Origin of the sequence: Escherichia sp. MOD1-EC5950, assembly GCF_002965345.1 — a bacterium.
Classification (GTDB): Bacteria; Pseudomonadota; Gammaproteobacteria; order Enterobacterales; family Enterobacteriaceae; genus Escherichia; species Escherichia marmotae.
In genome coordinates this window covers 1-14,908 of the sequence record NZ_PTSR01000005.1, presented here as the reverse complement: position 1 = coordinate 14,908, position 14,908 = coordinate 1, and the positions used below count along the sequence as shown (strand labels likewise).

Here is a 14,908-nt window from a genome sequence, read left to right as displayed (position 1 = left end):
CATTGTCGTTTTAATTAGAAAAAATCCCGACGCCAGGCCGGGATTTGGAGGGGAAACGGAATTAACGGCGGTTGCCAAAAATCCGCAGCAACATCAGGAACAGGTTGATGAAGTCGAGATACAACGTTAATGCGCCAAGAATTGAATATTTGCGCAGGTTCGACGTGTCGCGGGTATCAATCTGCTCACCCATATTTTTCAGTTTCTGGGTGTCATAGGCGGTCAGGCCGACAAAGACAATCACTCCGATATAGGTCACCACCCACATCAACGCCTCGCTTTTCAGCCAGAAGTTCACCAGCGAGGCGATGACAATGCCGATTAACGCCATAAACAGCATATTGCCGAAGCCGCTTAAATCGCGCTTCGTGGTGTAGCCGTACAGACTCATCGCACCGAACATTCCGGCGGTAACAACGAAAGTACTGGCGATAGAGGCGGCGGTGTAGACAATGAAAATGCTGGAAAGCGTCAGACCTGTCAGCGCCGAATAAAGCATAAAGAGCATGGTTGTCACACCCGCGCTGAGCTTTTGAATCATCGCTGATAACACAATTACCAGAGCTAATTGCGCTATTACCAGACCAATTAAAAAGATGCGGTTGGTGAAAAGCAGCTCCATCACGGCGGCGGAGTTAGCAGCATACCAGGCAACAAACGCGGTCAACAACAGGCCAACGGTCATCCAGCCATAGACCTGTGCCATATAGGTTTGCAGGCCAGTCCTGGCTTGTACGATTGAATCAGAACGTGGGAATCTGTCCATGAAGATCTCCTGAAGATATAAGGAATATCTAAAGGATACTGCAAATGATGAGGGTATGCATCGCCGCAGCGTAAACGTATGTCCGGTACGGTGAAATTGCCGGATGCAGCTCTATGCCTTATCCGGCCAACAAAAAACTACCAGCGTTTTGCTGCCTGCTGATCGCTCTCCCGCGCTTCGACCCAGCGGTCACCTTCCGGCGTAGCTTCGCGCTTCCAGAACGGTGCGCGGGTTTTGAGATAATCCATAATAAACTGCCCGGCCTCAAACGCACTACTGCGATGCGCACTGGTAACGCCGACAAAAACGATTTCATCACCCGGCCATAATTCGCCAATACGATGAATCACCGTGACTCGCCCCAGCGGCCAGCGGTTACGCGCTTCATCAACGATTTCCGCCAGTGCTTTTTCAGTCATTCCCGGATAGTGTTCGAGGGTTAATGCTTTTACGCTGTCACCCAGGTTATGGTTACGCACCTTACCGGTAAAGGTGACCACCGCACCGTCTTCATCACGCTCAGCCAGCCACGGATACTCTTCCCCTACGCTGAACGGCTGCGGTCCGACAACAATTTTGGTTTCAGCCATCTTAGCCTCCGGTTACCGGCGGGAAGAAAGCCACTTCGTCGCCGTCAGTTAGCGGATGGTCGAAACTCACCAGCGTCTGGTTGACGGCAGCCAGTAATTTGCCATCTTCCAGCGCCAGCGCCCAACGATCGCTCTGCGCTGCCAGGTGCTGGCGTAACGCTTCAACGGTTGGAAAATCCGCGGCAACGTCGGTTGCATCGGTCCCCACCAGCTCGCGCACCTGGGCGAAAAAAAGAACTTTAATCATCCGCTTCCACCTTAAAGTCACCCGACTTGCCGCCGCTCTTCGCCAGCAGGCGTACCGGACCAATCACCATATCTTTTTGCACGGCTTTACACATATCGTAAATGGTCAGCGCCGCCACGGAGGCCGCGGTTAACGCTTCCATTTCGACGCCGGTTTTCCCGGTCAGGCGGCATAAGGTTTCTATACGTACCCGATTGTGTTCCGGCTCTGCCTGCAAATTGACTTCAACTTTACTGAGCATTAGCGGGTGACACAGTGGGATCAGATCCCATGTACGTTTTGCCGCCTGAATACCGGCAATCCGCGCGGTGGCAAATACGTCGCCTTTGTGGTGACGACCATCGATGATCATCGCCAGCGTCTCGCTGCGCATGGTGACAAAGGCTTCCGCCCGTGCTTCACGTACAGTTTCCGCTTTGGCGGAGACATCCACCATGTGCGCTTCGCCAGCGGCGTTGATATGAGTCAGTTGCGACATACTTATTTCTTCAAATGTGGATGGAAATTGCATGGACGTGTACGGGCATCCAGTTGCGGCGCGATGATATTTTCCCATGCGGTGCGGCACGCTTTGGTCGAACCCGGCATAGCGAAAATCAGTGTCTTGTTAGCAACGCCCGCTATCGCACGAGATTGCAACGTTGCGGTGCCAATCTCTTCGAATGACAACATACGGAATACTTCACCGAAGCCTTCGACTTCACGATCGAACAGCGGCAGCAACGCTTCTGGTGCCTGATCGCCTTCCGTCAGTCCGGTGCCGCCAGTAATCAGCACCACTTGCACATCGTCGCTGGCGATCCACGCAGATACCTGCGCGCGGATGGCGTAGCGGTTTTCTTTAACAATCGCTTTATCGACAATGTGATGGCCCGCTTCCTGCGCCGAATCGCGCAGATAATGACCGGAGGTATCGTCTTCTTCACCGCGACGATTAGAAACCGTAAGAATAGCAATACGGGTCGGGATAAATTCAGTGCTTACCTGACTCATCTGATCTCTCCTTTTGACGTTTTAGCCGCCAATGTACGATAAGTTTTGCGTAATACCGGTGTTATTTTGATGCAGGAAATGGGTCTGTTTTTTCTCCCGCAGCGCCGCTGAAATACGCGCTTCCAGCGCCTGTTGCTGGGCATCATCTTCCAGCAGATCGCGCAGGTTAACGCCGCCTTCACCAAACAAGCAGAGATGGAGTTTACCAATGGAGGAGACGCGCAGACGGTTGCAGGTGGCGCAGAAATCTTTTTCATACGGCATGATAAGGCCGATTTCTCCGGCGTAATCCGGATGACAAAAGACTTGCGCGGGGCCGTCGCTGCGTTGACGAAGTTGATGGATCCAGCCGCGACGCAGCAGTTCGTCACGCAGAATCTGACCAGAGATATGGTGCTTACGGAAAAGTTCGCTACCCTCGCCCGTTTCCATCAGTTCGATGAAACGTAACTGGATGGGGCGATGCTGGATCCAGTTCAGAAAGGTGTCGAGCTGGTGATGATTGACATCGCGCATCAGCACGGTATTGACTTTGACCTTCTCAAACCCGGCTTCAAATGCGGCATCAATCCCCGCCATCACCTGGTTGAATTTATCCTGACCGGTAATAGCATAAAACTGGCGAGCGTCGAGGCTATCGACACTGACGTTAATCCCCGTCAGTCCGGCATCGCGCCAGTTCGCCACGTCGCGTTCCAGGCGGTAACCATTGGTGGTGACCGCAATCTGACGAATAGCGTCGTTTTCCCGCACGGCTGCGATGATATCGGTAAAGTCGCGGCGTAAAGACGGTTCACCGCCTGTCAGACGTACTTTTTCGGTGCCCAAACTGGCGAAGGCGCGAGTAACCCGGCGAATTTCATCGACGGTCAGAAAGCCTTTATTGGTGACGCCGCTCGGCTTATAGCCATCCGGCAGGCAGTAGGTGCAACGAAAGTTACACACATCGGTAATCGACAGGCGCAAGTAATAAAACTTACGCGCAAATGCATCAGTCAGTTGTGAAGCCATGTACACCTTTCCAGATACGGGAGGCGAAGTCATTTCTTCCTTCGCCCTGGTGGCAATCTTTATGAGCATTGTCACGGCCAAAGCACCATATCAGTTGACCCAGGTGCAGAGGCTAGAGTGTTTAGTGGTTATGTCGATACTAGCGTGTAAATGAGATTTTTACCATTCACACTTTCCGCTATGTAATCATATATATAGCGTCATGATCGTGCTATTTCGCTACAGAATAAGGGAATATGACGGTTTTACTTTGATATACATCATCAGGGATGCACAGCGAACCTCGTCCTTTAGAGGTAGAAGAAAATATTTGTATCCTCAATATTGGCAGGTTAATTGCCGTTTCCCTGTCAGTTGCGCTACTGTAGCGCGGATAATCTGACTTCAGGAATCTATATGCGCAATCGTACGCTGGCTGACCTTGATCGTGTTGTTGCACTCGGCGGAGGGCATGGATTAGGACGCGTTCTTTCATCACTTTCATCTTTAGGCTCTCGTTTAACGGGCATTGTCACCACCACCGATAATGGCGGTTCAACAGGCCGTATTCGCCGCTCAGAAGGCGGCATTGCCTGGGGCGACATGCGCAACTGCCTCAACCAACTGATAACGGAACCGAGCGTCGCCTCCGCGATGTTTGAATACCGTTTTGGCGGCAATGGCGAGCTTTCCGGTCATAATCTCGGAAACTTGATGTTAAAGGCGCTGGATCACCTTAGCGTGCGGCCTCTGGAAGCCATCAATTTAATTCGTAATCTGTTGAAAGTGGACGCGCAATTAATTCCGATGTCAGAGCATCCCGTTGATCTGATGGCCATTGACGATCAGGGGCATGAAGTTTATGGCGAGGTCAATATCGACCAGTTAACTACGCCAATTCAGGAATTGCTCTTAACCCCGAATGTGCCCACAACGCGTGAAGCGGTTCATGCTATCAATGACGCAGATCTGATCCTTATCGGACCTGGCAGTTTTTATACCAGCCTGATGCCAATTCTGCTGCTTAAGGAAATGGCACAGGCATTACGCCGCACGCCAGCGCCGATGGTTTATATCGGCAATCTGGGGCGTGAATTGAGCCTGCCTGCGGCGAATCTGAAGCTGGAAAATAAGCTGGCGATTATGGAACAGTATGTCGGGAAGAAAGTGATTGATGCCGTAGTCGTTGGGCCGAAAGTGGATGTTTCTGCGGTCAGCGACAGAATAGTGATTCAGGACGTACTGGAGGCCAGCGATATCCCCTATCGTCATGACCGCCAGTTGTTACATAACGCACTGGAAAAGGCGTTACAGGCATTGGGTTAACGGAAAGTCGGAAGAGAATTCCGGATTCATATTGCTGACAAAGTGCACGTTATCCATGCCAGATGCGGCCTACAAGCCGCGCAAATTCAATATATTGCAGAGATCATGTAGGCCTGATAAGCGTAGCGCATCAGGCAATTTTGCGTTCTCATTAGCCTCAAACCAGAAGAACATTCCTGCTTCTTCATCTCGTCACGACGCGGCAATAAACAGCTCACGCAACTGATGCAACTGGTCACGGATTTGCGCCGCCTCTTCGAATTCGAGGTTTTGCGCATGTTTCATCATCTGCCCTTCCAGCTCATGGATTTTCTGCTGCAACGCTTTTGGCGACATATCCATCGGCACATTATCCGGCTCAACAATCGGGCGCGATTTCCCTCTGCCCTTCGCTTTGGTTTTGGCAATGTTCTGCCCCAGCGCCAGGATATCGACCACTTTTTTATTAAGACCTTGTGGCGTAATACCATGCTCTTCGTTGTACCGCTGCTGTTTCTCACGACGACGTTCCGTTTCGCCAATCGCTTTCGCCATCGACGGGGTTATCTTATCACCGTAGAGAATCGCTTTGCCGTTGATGTTACGCGCCGCACGGCCAATGGTCTGGATCAGCGAACGTTCTGAACGCAGGAACCCTTCTTTGTCAGCATCGAGGATCGCCACCAATGAGACCTCCGGCATATCCAGACCTTCACGCAGTAAGTTGATCCCCACCAGTACGTCGAACTCGCCCAGACGCAAGTCGCGGATAATCTCCATACGCTCAACGGTATCAATGTCGGAGTGAAGATAACGCACGCGCTCACCGTGTTCTTCCAGATATTCCGTTAGATCTTCCGCCATTCGCTTGGTCAACGTCGTCACCAGAACGCGTTCGTTAATTGCCGCACGCAGGCGAATCTCCGAAAGAAGATCATCGACCTGGGTCGCTTCCGGACGCACTTCGATAATCGGATCGAGCAAGCCAGTCGGGCGCACCACCTGATCCACCACGTCACCACCGGATTTCTCCAGTTCGTAATTACCTGGCGTCGCAGAAACATAAATCGTTTGTGGAGCCAGCGCTTCAAACTCCTCAAATTTCAGCGGACGGTTATCCAGCGCCGATGGCAATCGGAAACCATACTCCACCAGAGTCTCTTTACGCGCCCTGTCACCGCGATACATTCCGCCAATTTGTGGAATGGTGACGTGAGATTCATCGACCACCAGCAGACCATCGGCAGGCAGGTAATCAAATAACGTCGGCGGTGGTTCACCAGGTCCACGCCCGGAGAGAAAGCGCGAATAGTTTTCAATCCCCGAACAGTAGCCCAGCTCATTCATCATCTCCAGATCAAACTGGGTTCGTTGAGTCAGACGCTGCTCTTCCAAAAGTTTATTGTTTTCCAGCAGCACTTTGCGTCGGTCCGCCAGTTCTGTTTTGATCTCTTCCATCGCCTGCACAATGCGTTCACGCGGCGTAACATAGTGCGTTTTCGGGTAGATGGTAAAACGTGGGACTGTTGAAACGATTTGCCCGGTTAATGGATCAAACAACGACAATCGTTCAACTTCTTCATCAAACAGCTCCACGCGTAGCGCAATGTCGTCGGACTCCGCCGGGAAAATGTCGATCACTTCACCACGCACGCGGAAGGTCCCGCGCTGGAATGCCTGGTCATTGCGGGTATATTGCAACTCCGCCAGGCGACGCAGGATCGCACGTTGGTCGATAATCATGCCGACCGTGAGGTGCAGCATCATTTTGAGATATAAATCAGGATCACCCAGACCATAAATAGCGGAAACTGACGCAACAACAATAACATCCCGCCGCTCCAGCAACGCTTTGGTTGCTGAAAGACGCATCTGTTCAATATGTTCGTTTACCGAGGCATCTTTCTCAATAAACGTATCAGAGCTTGGTACGTAGGCTTCCGGCTGATAGTAGTCGTAGTAGGAGACGAAGTATTCCACCGCGTTTTCCGGGAAGAATTCTTTCATCTCACCATAAAGTTGCGCTGCCAGCGTTTTGTTGGGTGCCAGCACCATCGTTGGGCGTTGCAGATCAGCAATGACATTAGCAATGGTGAAGGTTTTCCCCGACCCCGTCACACCGAGCAGAGTCTGGTGCGCGAGGCCATCCTCCAGCCCCTCTTTGAGGCGGCGAATCGCCTCCGGCTGATCGCCAGAAGGTTTGAACGCGGAATTCAGTTTGAATGGTTTACTCATGAGTCGCTACCTGAAGGAGTGGGCGGGCAGGTGTGTAATTTTACTCGTCATGATTAATAATGCCAACAAATAACACTGGATAAAAAAACAGGCTCACACCACAATATCTCTGTTACGCCGTAAACTAAGGTGTCAACCGTAGGCAAAATTGACGCAGTGACGAGATAAAACGCCAGTGTTGCAGGGTTATCCCCAGAGCAATGGCTTTTTTAACATTTGTCAAGATGGCTGATGACGGATTTATTGCAGGAGATGACACTTTCCTGACAGCCATTGCATTTATCTAACCAATTAAAAAATAACATATATTTCTTTAAGCCGTCTTTAGCGCCAATTTGCGTGCAGGCCGCGTATTCTCTCGCTTACATTACGTTTTCTAACTCTAATGCACATGGTTATCCACAGGAATAGTGGATAACTGCCTGCAGCCCCTATGTCCAGCCGCCTGGGCAATTCCCATACTAATCGTATAATGCAGGGGTAAAAATTTTTTCGCGATTTTTTTAGCCTTTGATTGGTTAAATTACGGACGACTGAAAACGCCAGCTCGCTCGCAATTCAACCAATTTTTTGCTACTTCAGTGAAGTGAGAGTGATATATCTTCCGGTTAACGCACTTTCTGGATTTTCCTCAAGCCAGGGGATTTCCCCCAGCAGCGGTGCAGGAATCATTCGTGTGAGAGTGGCCATATATTCGCCATGCCGTTTGCCTGGCGGCGTGACATCGTTTGCCACCCAGCCTGCGAGAGTGAGTCCAGCCTGCTGTACTGCCTGTGCTGTCAGCATCGCGTGATTAATGCAGCCCAGTTTTATCCCAACGACCAGAATCACCGGCAGTTGTTCGCTCTTCACCCAATCGGCAAAAGTAAAAGTAGCAGAAAGCGGCGTAAACCAGCCACCAGCGCCTTCCACTAACACCCAGTCAGCCTGTTGCTCCAGCGCGCGTAATCCGGCGCTCATTACCTTCGGCTCAATCGGTCTACCCTCTTCCGCGCTGATGATATGTGGCGAAGTAGGTTCAGCGAAGGTGTAAGGATTTACCGTGGCGTAATCCAGGTGCAAGCTGCTGTTGCGCTGTAACGCCAGCGCGTCGCTGTTACGTAAACCTTCTGCAGTCATTTCGCTGCCGGAGGCCACCGGTTTATAACCTGCTGTCCGGTAACCTGCAGCCTTAGCGGCCTGTAAAAGCGCACAACTGGCAACGGTTTTCCCCACTTCGGTGTCCGTCCCGGTAACAAAAAAGCGTTTACTCACGAGTAATCACTCCCAAAAAAAGATGATAAGTCAGAGGGTATCGCCCCTGTTGTTGCGGCCAGGCCAGTTGCAATCGCTGTAACTGTGAACGTGTTAATACTCGCTGGTCGCGCCCTTCGTGAAGATGCGTTGCACCAATACCTTTCAGTGAACGCATGGCGCTGAGTGCGTCATCAAACCACAGCGTAATGGGTTGAATATTGTATTGATGACGAAAACCTTTCAACGCCCGTTCAATTTCTGCTGGCGGTAAAAAGTGATTAGCGTGGGGGCGTGCGTCTACAGCCTGCCATGCCTGATGTAGCTCTGGTAATGAGCCTTGTGCCAGGGTGGTAAACGCCACAATTCCGCCAGGACACACTACCCGATAAAGCTCGCGTAATGCCGTAGATAATTCAGCGCACCATTGCACGGCAAGGTTGCTCCACGCGAGATCAAACGTCGTGTTCGCCAGCGGTAAGGATTCGATATCCCCCGTCAGGTAATGATGTGCGGCATCCTGCTGACGTGCCTGTACAAGCATAAGCGGAGAGAGATCCAGTGCCGTCACCTGTGCGCTACGTTCACGCCAGCGGCGGCTCATCCAGCCAGGCCCGCAACCAGCGTCCAGCACCCGGGCGTACTGGCGTTGTGGGAGCATTGCCAGTAAGGCGTCGGCACTCTGGCGCTGCAACTCTGCGTGTTGCTCATACTGTGAGGCTGCCCGACCAAATGCCGCCGCAATGGCCTGCTTATTAACCGTTGCCATGCAGCACCTCCAGCAGACGGTCGATATCCGGTATTTCATGTCCTGCGGTTAAAGTCAGGCGCAGCCGCGCGGTGCCAGCGGGTACGGTTGGCGGGCGAATCGCCGTCACCCAGCAACCTTGCTGACGCAGGTTTTCTGCCAGGCGTAGCGCGCGAGCGTTATCACCAACGATTAATGGCTGGATGGCACTGCATGAGTCCGCGAGAGTAAATGGCGAACCCTGTACTCCACTACGAAAACGTGCAATCAGATCCGCCAGTTTTTCCCGCCGTGCGTCACCCTCTTCGCTACGAATCACCACTAGCGATGCACGTAATGCCTGCGCCTGAGCGGGCGGCATACTGGTGCTGTAGATAAGATGGCGGGCAAACTGCAACAGATAATCTGCCACGCTATCGGAGCAAAGTACCGCCGCCCCACTGACGCCAAATCCTTTGCCAAAAGTCACCACCAACAATTCTGGTTTCATCTTTTGCTGCCAGCAACTGCCGCGCCCCTGCTCACCGATAACGCCCGTCCCGTGGGCATCGTCGACCATTAACCAGGCGTTGTGCTGTTGCGCTACTTGCTGGATTTCTGCCAACGGCGCGCTATCACCGTCCATGCTAAACACGCCTTCTGTCACCACCAGTTGCTGCCCCGGACAGGAGGCTGTAAGCAGACGCGTCAGATGAGTGACATCGTTATGGCTAAAACGGCGAAGCTGCGCCGGACTTAAACTGGCAGCCTCCAGCAACGAAGCATGACTAAGACGGTCGGCAACGATGCGATCCTCTTTCGCCATCATCGCGGCAATGACCGCCTGATTGGCAGCGAAACCGGAGATAAACAGTAGCGCCCGCGAATAGCCCAGCCACTCCGCCAGTTCTTCTTCCAGCGCCTGATGCACCACGCTATAACCGCTGACATGCCCGGAACCGCCGCTACCGACACCAAATTGTTCCGCGCCCTGCTGCCAGGCGCGGATGATGTGCGGATGATGGCTTAAACCGAGGTAATCGTTACTGGAAAAGTTCAGATACTGGCGACCATCTGCCACCAGCCAGCGTCCGGCTCCCTGCGCCACCGGATAGCGACGACGCAGGGCATCAGCTTCGCGCCGCGCATCAAGCGCCGCGTCGATTTTCTCCTGCCAGGTCATAGGGCTGCCGCGTTGTAGTATTCGTCAGTGTCCGGGGTCATCAGCGCCTGCTCCAGACGCTGCTGTTGTTCGTTATCGCCCGCCAGAACGGCGGTTTGTTGCGGATTCAGCCCCAGTTTGCGGAACAGTTGCAGGTCTTTATCTTCTTCCGGATTCGGCGTGGTCAGCAATTTGCAGCCGTAGAAAATCGAGTTAGCCCCAGCCATAAAGCACATCGCCTGAGTCTGTTCATTCATCTGCTCGCGTCCGGCAGAAAGACGCACATATGAGGTCGGCATCATGATCCGCGCCACTGCAATGGTACGAATAAAATCAAAGGCATCGACATCATCGTTATCTGCCAGCGGCGTGCCTTTCACCTTCACCAGCATGTTGATCGGCACACTTTCCGGTGGCGTCGGTAGATTCGCCAGTTGTAGCAATAATCCGGCGCGATCTTTCACCGTTTCACCTAAACCAACAATGCCGCCAGAACAGACTTTGATCCCGGCTTCGCGCACTTTTTCCAGCGTATCAAGACGCTCCTGATAAGTGCGTGTAGTGATGATGTTGCCGTAAAACTCCGGCGAGGTATCAAGGTTGTGGTTGTAGTAATCCAGCCCGGCATTCGCGAGGCGCTGCGCCTGGGATTCGCTCAACGTGCCCAGCGTCATACACGCTTCCAGGCCCATCGCTTTTACCCCCTGCACCATTTGTTCCAGGTACGGCATATCGCGCTCGTGCGGATTTTTCCACGCCGCGCCCATGCAGAAGCGCGTCGAGCCAGCCGCTTTCGCTTTGCGCGCTGATTCCAGTACCTGTTCGACTTCCATCAACCGCTCAGCTTCCAGACCGGTTTTATAGCGAGAGCTTTGCGGGCAGTATTTGCAATCTTCCGGACAAGCGCCGGTTTTAATCGACAGCAAAGTACTGACCTGTACCTGGCGAGGATCGAAATGCTGACGGTGAACCTGCTGCGCTTCGAAAAGCAGATCCAGTAATGGTTTTTCAAATAATTCTGTGACTTGCGACAATGTCCAGCGTGGGCGGTGAGCCATGGGGCTTCTCCAAAACGTGTTTTTTGTTGTTAATTCGGTGTAGACTTGTAAACCTAAAACTTTTCAAGTTGGTTTACAAGTCGATTATGACAACGGATGATCTTGCCTTTGACCAACGCCATATCTGGCACCCGTACACATCCATGACCTCCCCACTACCGGTTTATCCAGTGGCGAGCGCAGAAGGTTGCGAACTGATTTTGTCTGACGCCAGACGCCTGGTTGACGGTATGTCTTCCTGGTGGGCGGCGATCCACGGCTACAATCACCCACAGCTCAATGCCGCGATGAAATCGCAAATTGATGCCATGTCACACGTGATGTTTGGCGGTATTACCCATGCGCCAGCCATTGAGCTGTGCCGCAAACTGGTGGCAATGACGCCGGAATCGCTGGAGTGCGTTTTTCTCGCGGACTCCGGTTCCGTGGCGGTAGAAGTGGCGATGAAGATGGCGTTGCAGTACTGGCAGGCCAAAGGCGAAACGCGCCAGCGTTTTCTGACCTTCCGCAATGGTTATCATGGCGATACTTTTGGCGCGATGTCGGTGTGCGATCCGGACAACTCAATGCACAGCCTGTGGAAAGGCTACCTGCCGGAAAACTTGTTTGCTCCCGCCCCGCAAAGCCGTATGGACGGCGAATGGGATGAGCGCGATATGGTGGGCTTCGCGCGGCTAATGGCGGCGCATCGTCATGAAATCGCTGCCGTAATCATTGAACCTATTGTTCAGGGCGCAGGCGGGATGCGTATGTACCATCCGGAGTGGTTAAAACGAATCCGCAAAATGTGCGATCGCGAAGGTATCTTGCTGATTGCTGACGAGATTGCCACCGGTTTTGGCCGTACCGGCAAACTTTTTGCCTGCGAACATGCGGGTATCGCACCGGATATTTTATGTCTCGGCAAAGCCTTAACGGGCGGTACAATGACGCTTTCCGCCACACTCACTACGCGCCTGGTTGCGGAAACCATCAGTAACGGCGAAGCTGGCTGCTTTATGCATGGGCCAACTTTTATGGGTAATCCGCTGGCCTGCGCAGCAGCAAATGCCAGCCTGACGATGATCGAATCTGGCGACTGGCAGCAGCAGGTAGCGGTTATTGAAGCACAACTACGCGAGCAACTCACACCCACCCGTGACGCCGAAATGGTTGCCGATGTCCGCGTGCTGGGGGCAATTGGTGTGGTCGAAACCACACGCCCGGTAAATATGGCGGCTCTGCAAAAATTCTTCGTCGAACAGGGGGTATGGATCCGGCCATTTGGCAAACTTATCTACCTGATGCCACCCTATATTATTCGCCCGGAACAGTTACAGCGCCTGACGGCAGCCGTTAACCGAGCGGTGCAGGATGAAACATTTTTTTGCCAATAACGAGAAGTCAGCGTGAGTGTTTCTGGCTACACTTTCTGCAAACAAGAAAGGAGGGTTCATGAAACTCATCAGTAATGATCTGCGCGATGGCGATAAGTTACCGCATCGTCATGTCTTTAATGGCATGGGCTACGATGGCGATAATATTTCGCCGCACCTGGCGTGGGACGACGTTCCTGCGGGAACCAAAAGTTTTGTTGTCACCTGTTACGATCCGGATGCGCCAACGGGTTCTGGCTGGTGGCACTGGGTAGTTGTTAACTTGCCTGCCGATACCCGCGTATTGCCGCAAGGGTTTGGCTCTGATCTGGTGGCTATACCAGACGGTGTTTTGCAGACGCGTACCGATTTTGGTAAAACCGGATACGATGGCGCTGCGCCACCGAAAGGCGAAACCCATCGCTACATTTTTACCGTTCACGCACTGGATGTAGAACGTATTGATGTCGATGAAGGTGCCAGCGGCGCGATGGTCGGCTTTAACGTCCATTTCCACTCTCTGGCAAGTGCCTCGATTACCGCGATGTTCAGTTAAATACTCTGCCAGATGGCGCGATACCATCTGGCATCACTTAAAGGTATTAAAAACAACTTTTTGTCTTTTTACCTTCCCGTTTCGCTAAAGTTAGTATAAAAAAGCAGGCTTCAACGGATTCATTTTTCCATTTCAAAGCCCGGAGCAACCTGTGAACACATTTTCAGTTTCCCGTCTGGCGCTGGCACTGGCTTTTGGCGTGACGCTGACCGCCTGTAGCTCAACACCGCCCGATCAACGTCCTTCTGATCAAACCGCGCCTGGTACGTCTTCTCGCCCGATTCTGTCGGCAAAAGAAGCGCAGAATTTCGATGCGCAGCACTATTTCTCCTCACTGACGCCAGGTGCTGCAGCGTGGAATCCTTCACCGATTACCCTGCCCGCGCAACCTGACTTTGTTGTTGGACCAGCGGGTACACAAGGTGTGACGCACACGACCATTCAGGCTGCGGTGGATGCGGCAATTATCAAGCGCACCAATAAGCGCCAGTATATTGCCGTGCTGCCAGGTGAGTATGAAGGCACGGTTTACGTTCCTGCAGCTCCGGGTGGAATCACTTTGTACGGTACGGGTGAAAAACCGATTGATGTCAAAATTGGGCTTTCCCTTGATGGTGGAATGAGTCCTGCCGACTGGCGTCACGACGTCAACCCACGCGGCAAATATATGCCAGGTAAACCAGCGTGGTATATGTACGATAGCTGCCAGAGCAAACGCAGCGACAGTATCGGTGTACTGTGTTCTGCGGTCTTCTGGTCGCAAAACAATGGTCTGCAACTGCAAAATCTGACCATCGAAAACACCCTGGGCGATAGCGTAGATGCGGGTAATCATCCGGCAGTGGCGCTGCGTACCGATGGCGATAAAGTGCAGATCAATAACGTCAATATTCTCGGTCGTCAGAATACCTTCTTTGTCACCAACAGCGGTGTGCAGAACCGTCTGGAAACCAATCGCCAGCCGCGTACACTGGTGACAAATAGCTACATTGAAGGGGATGTGGATATCGTTTCCGGTCGTGGCGCAGTGGTGTTCGATAACACCGAATTCCGCGTGGTGAACTCTCGTACCCAGCAGGAAGCGTATGTTTTTGCACCGGCGACGCTGTCTAACATCTATTACGGTTTCCTCGCGGTAAACAGCCGTTTCAATGCTTCTGGTGATGGTGTCGCGCAATTAGGCCGCTCGCTGGATGTTGATGCCAATACCAACGGTCAGGTGGTAATCCGTGACAGTGTGATCAACGAAGGCTTCAACACTGTCAAACCGTGGGCCGATGCGGTGATCTCTAATCGTCCGTTTGCGGGTAACACCGGCAGCGTTGATGATGATGACGAAGTGCAGCGCAATCTGAATGACACAAACTACAACCGTATGTGGGAATACAATAACCGCGGCGTGGGTAGCAAAGTGGTTGCAGAGGCGAAGAAGTAAGCGCTGTTAACTATTGGCCGGATGCGGCGTAAACGCCTTATCCGGCCTACAGGTTCGATGCGATTCGTAGGTCGGATAAGATGCGCCAGCATCGCATCTGACAATAAGTGCCGGATGCGGCGTAAACGCCTTATCCGGCCTACGGTTCAATGCGATTTGTAGGTCGGATAAGATGCACCAGCATCGCATCCGACAATAAGTGCCGGATGCGGCGTAAACGCCTTATCCGGCCTACGGTTCAATGCGATTTGTAGGT

The 14,908-nt window shown here is 52.6% G+C and carries 15 protein-coding genes and 1 riboswitch; of the genes, 4 read left to right on the top strand and 11 right to left on the bottom strand.

What is annotated here, in order from left to right:
• Positions 1 to 61: 61 nt before the first annotated feature.
• From BEA93_RS08105 to moaA, 6 genes are all read right to left on the bottom strand, one after another.
• Positions 62 to 766, bottom strand: a complete 705-nt coding sequence (locus tag BEA93_RS08105; RefSeq protein ID WP_000373618.1) for a Bax inhibitor-1/YccA family protein — start codon at positions 764 to 766, stop codon at positions 62 to 64.
• Positions 767 to 903: 137 nt separating this feature from the next.
• Positions 904 to 1,356, bottom strand: coding sequence for a molybdopterin synthase catalytic subunit MoaE (gene moaE / locus BEA93_RS08100; RefSeq protein ID WP_000852287.1), 453 nt, complete (start codon positions 1,354 to 1,356; stop codon positions 904 to 906).
• 1 nt (position 1,357) lies between these two features.
• Positions 1,358 to 1,603, bottom strand: a complete 246-nt coding sequence (gene moaD, locus BEA93_RS08095) for a molybdopterin synthase sulfur carrier subunit (protein WP_001516032.1) — start codon at positions 1,601 to 1,603, stop codon at positions 1,358 to 1,360.
• A complete protein-coding gene (moaC, locus tag BEA93_RS08090; RefSeq protein WP_000080885.1) occupies positions 1,596 to 2,081 on the bottom strand; it encodes a cyclic pyranopterin monophosphate synthase MoaC in 486 nt (161 codons plus the stop codon). The genes moaD and moaC overlap by 8 nt, the downstream gene beginning before the upstream one ends.
• Before the next feature lie 2 nt (positions 2,082 to 2,083).
• Entirely contained in the window at positions 2,084 to 2,596 is a 513-nt protein-coding gene (moaB, locus tag BEA93_RS08085; protein WP_001516030.1) for a molybdenum cofactor biosynthesis protein B, read from the bottom strand.
• 21 nt (positions 2,597 to 2,617) lie between these two features.
• On the bottom strand, positions 2,618 to 3,607 hold the full coding sequence (moaA, locus tag BEA93_RS08080) for a GTP 3',8-cyclase MoaA (protein WP_001516029.1): 990 nt from the start codon (positions 3,605 to 3,607) through the stop codon (positions 2,618 to 2,620).
• A riboswitch (molybdenum cofactor riboswitch) is annotated at positions 3,595 to 3,739 on the bottom strand. It overlaps the preceding gene by 13 nt.
• 264 nt (positions 3,740 to 4,003) lie before the next feature.
• Between moaA and yvcK the strand changes: the two genes are divergently transcribed.
• Entirely contained in the window at positions 4,004 to 4,912 is a 909-nt protein-coding gene (gene yvcK / locus BEA93_RS08075; RefSeq protein ID WP_105224623.1) for a uridine diphosphate-N-acetylglucosamine-binding protein YvcK, read from the top strand.
• A gap of 192 nt (positions 4,913 to 5,104) precedes the next feature.
• On the opposite strand, the gene uvrB is transcribed toward yvcK, so the two are convergent.
• From uvrB to bioB, 5 genes are all read right to left on the bottom strand, one after another.
• The gene (gene uvrB, locus BEA93_RS08070; RefSeq protein WP_105224624.1) at positions 5,105 to 7,126 is read right to left on the bottom strand and encodes an excinuclease ABC subunit UvrB; all 2,022 of its coding nucleotides are present in this window, start codon (positions 7,124 to 7,126) and stop codon (positions 5,105 to 5,107) included.
• Between the two features lie 573 nt (positions 7,127 to 7,699).
• Positions 7,700 to 8,380, bottom strand: coding sequence for a dethiobiotin synthase (bioD, locus tag BEA93_RS08065; RefSeq protein WP_000043999.1), 681 nt, complete (start codon positions 8,378 to 8,380; stop codon positions 7,700 to 7,702).
• Positions 8,373 to 9,128, bottom strand: a complete 756-nt coding sequence (gene bioC, locus BEA93_RS08060) for a malonyl-ACP O-methyltransferase BioC (protein ID WP_001516028.1) — start codon at positions 9,126 to 9,128, stop codon at positions 8,373 to 8,375. Before bioC ends, bioD begins: the two co-directional genes overlap by 8 nt.
• Entirely contained in the window at positions 9,115 to 10,269 is a 1,155-nt protein-coding gene (bioF, locus tag BEA93_RS08055) for an 8-amino-7-oxononanoate synthase (RefSeq protein ID WP_105224625.1), read from the bottom strand. The genes bioC and bioF overlap by 14 nt, the downstream gene beginning before the upstream one ends.
• Positions 10,266 to 11,306 carry a biotin synthase BioB gene (gene bioB, locus BEA93_RS08050; RefSeq protein ID WP_000951218.1) on the bottom strand — a complete coding sequence of 347 codons (1,041 nt, stop codon included), beginning with the start codon at positions 11,304 to 11,306 and terminating at the stop codon, positions 10,266 to 10,268. The genes bioF and bioB overlap by 4 nt, the downstream gene beginning before the upstream one ends.
• A gap of 86 nt (positions 11,307 to 11,392) precedes the next feature.
• Here bioB and bioA point away from each other — a divergent pair, with 86 nt between their 5' ends.
• The 3 genes from bioA to BEA93_RS08035 all read left to right on the top strand — a co-directional run bounded on the left by bioA (position 11,393) and on the right by BEA93_RS08035 (position 14,652).
• The gene (gene bioA / locus BEA93_RS08045; RefSeq protein WP_105224626.1) at positions 11,393 to 12,682 is read left to right on the top strand and encodes an adenosylmethionine--8-amino-7-oxononanoate transaminase; all 1,290 of its coding nucleotides are present in this window, start codon (positions 11,393 to 11,395) and stop codon (positions 12,680 to 12,682) included.
• A 58-nt stretch (positions 12,683 to 12,740) separates the two neighbouring features.
• Positions 12,741 to 13,217: a kinase inhibitor gene (locus tag BEA93_RS08040; protein ID WP_001516024.1), complete on the top strand. Its 477-nt coding sequence runs from the start codon at positions 12,741 to 12,743 to the stop codon at positions 13,215 to 13,217.
• A 151-nt stretch (positions 13,218 to 13,368) separates the two neighbouring features.
• Positions 13,369 to 14,652 (top strand): putative acyl-CoA thioester hydrolase, encoded by a 1,284-nt coding sequence (locus tag BEA93_RS08035; protein ID WP_001091591.1) that lies wholly within the window; start codon positions 13,369 to 13,371, stop codon positions 14,650 to 14,652.
• Positions 14,653 to 14,908 lie beyond the last annotated feature (256 nt).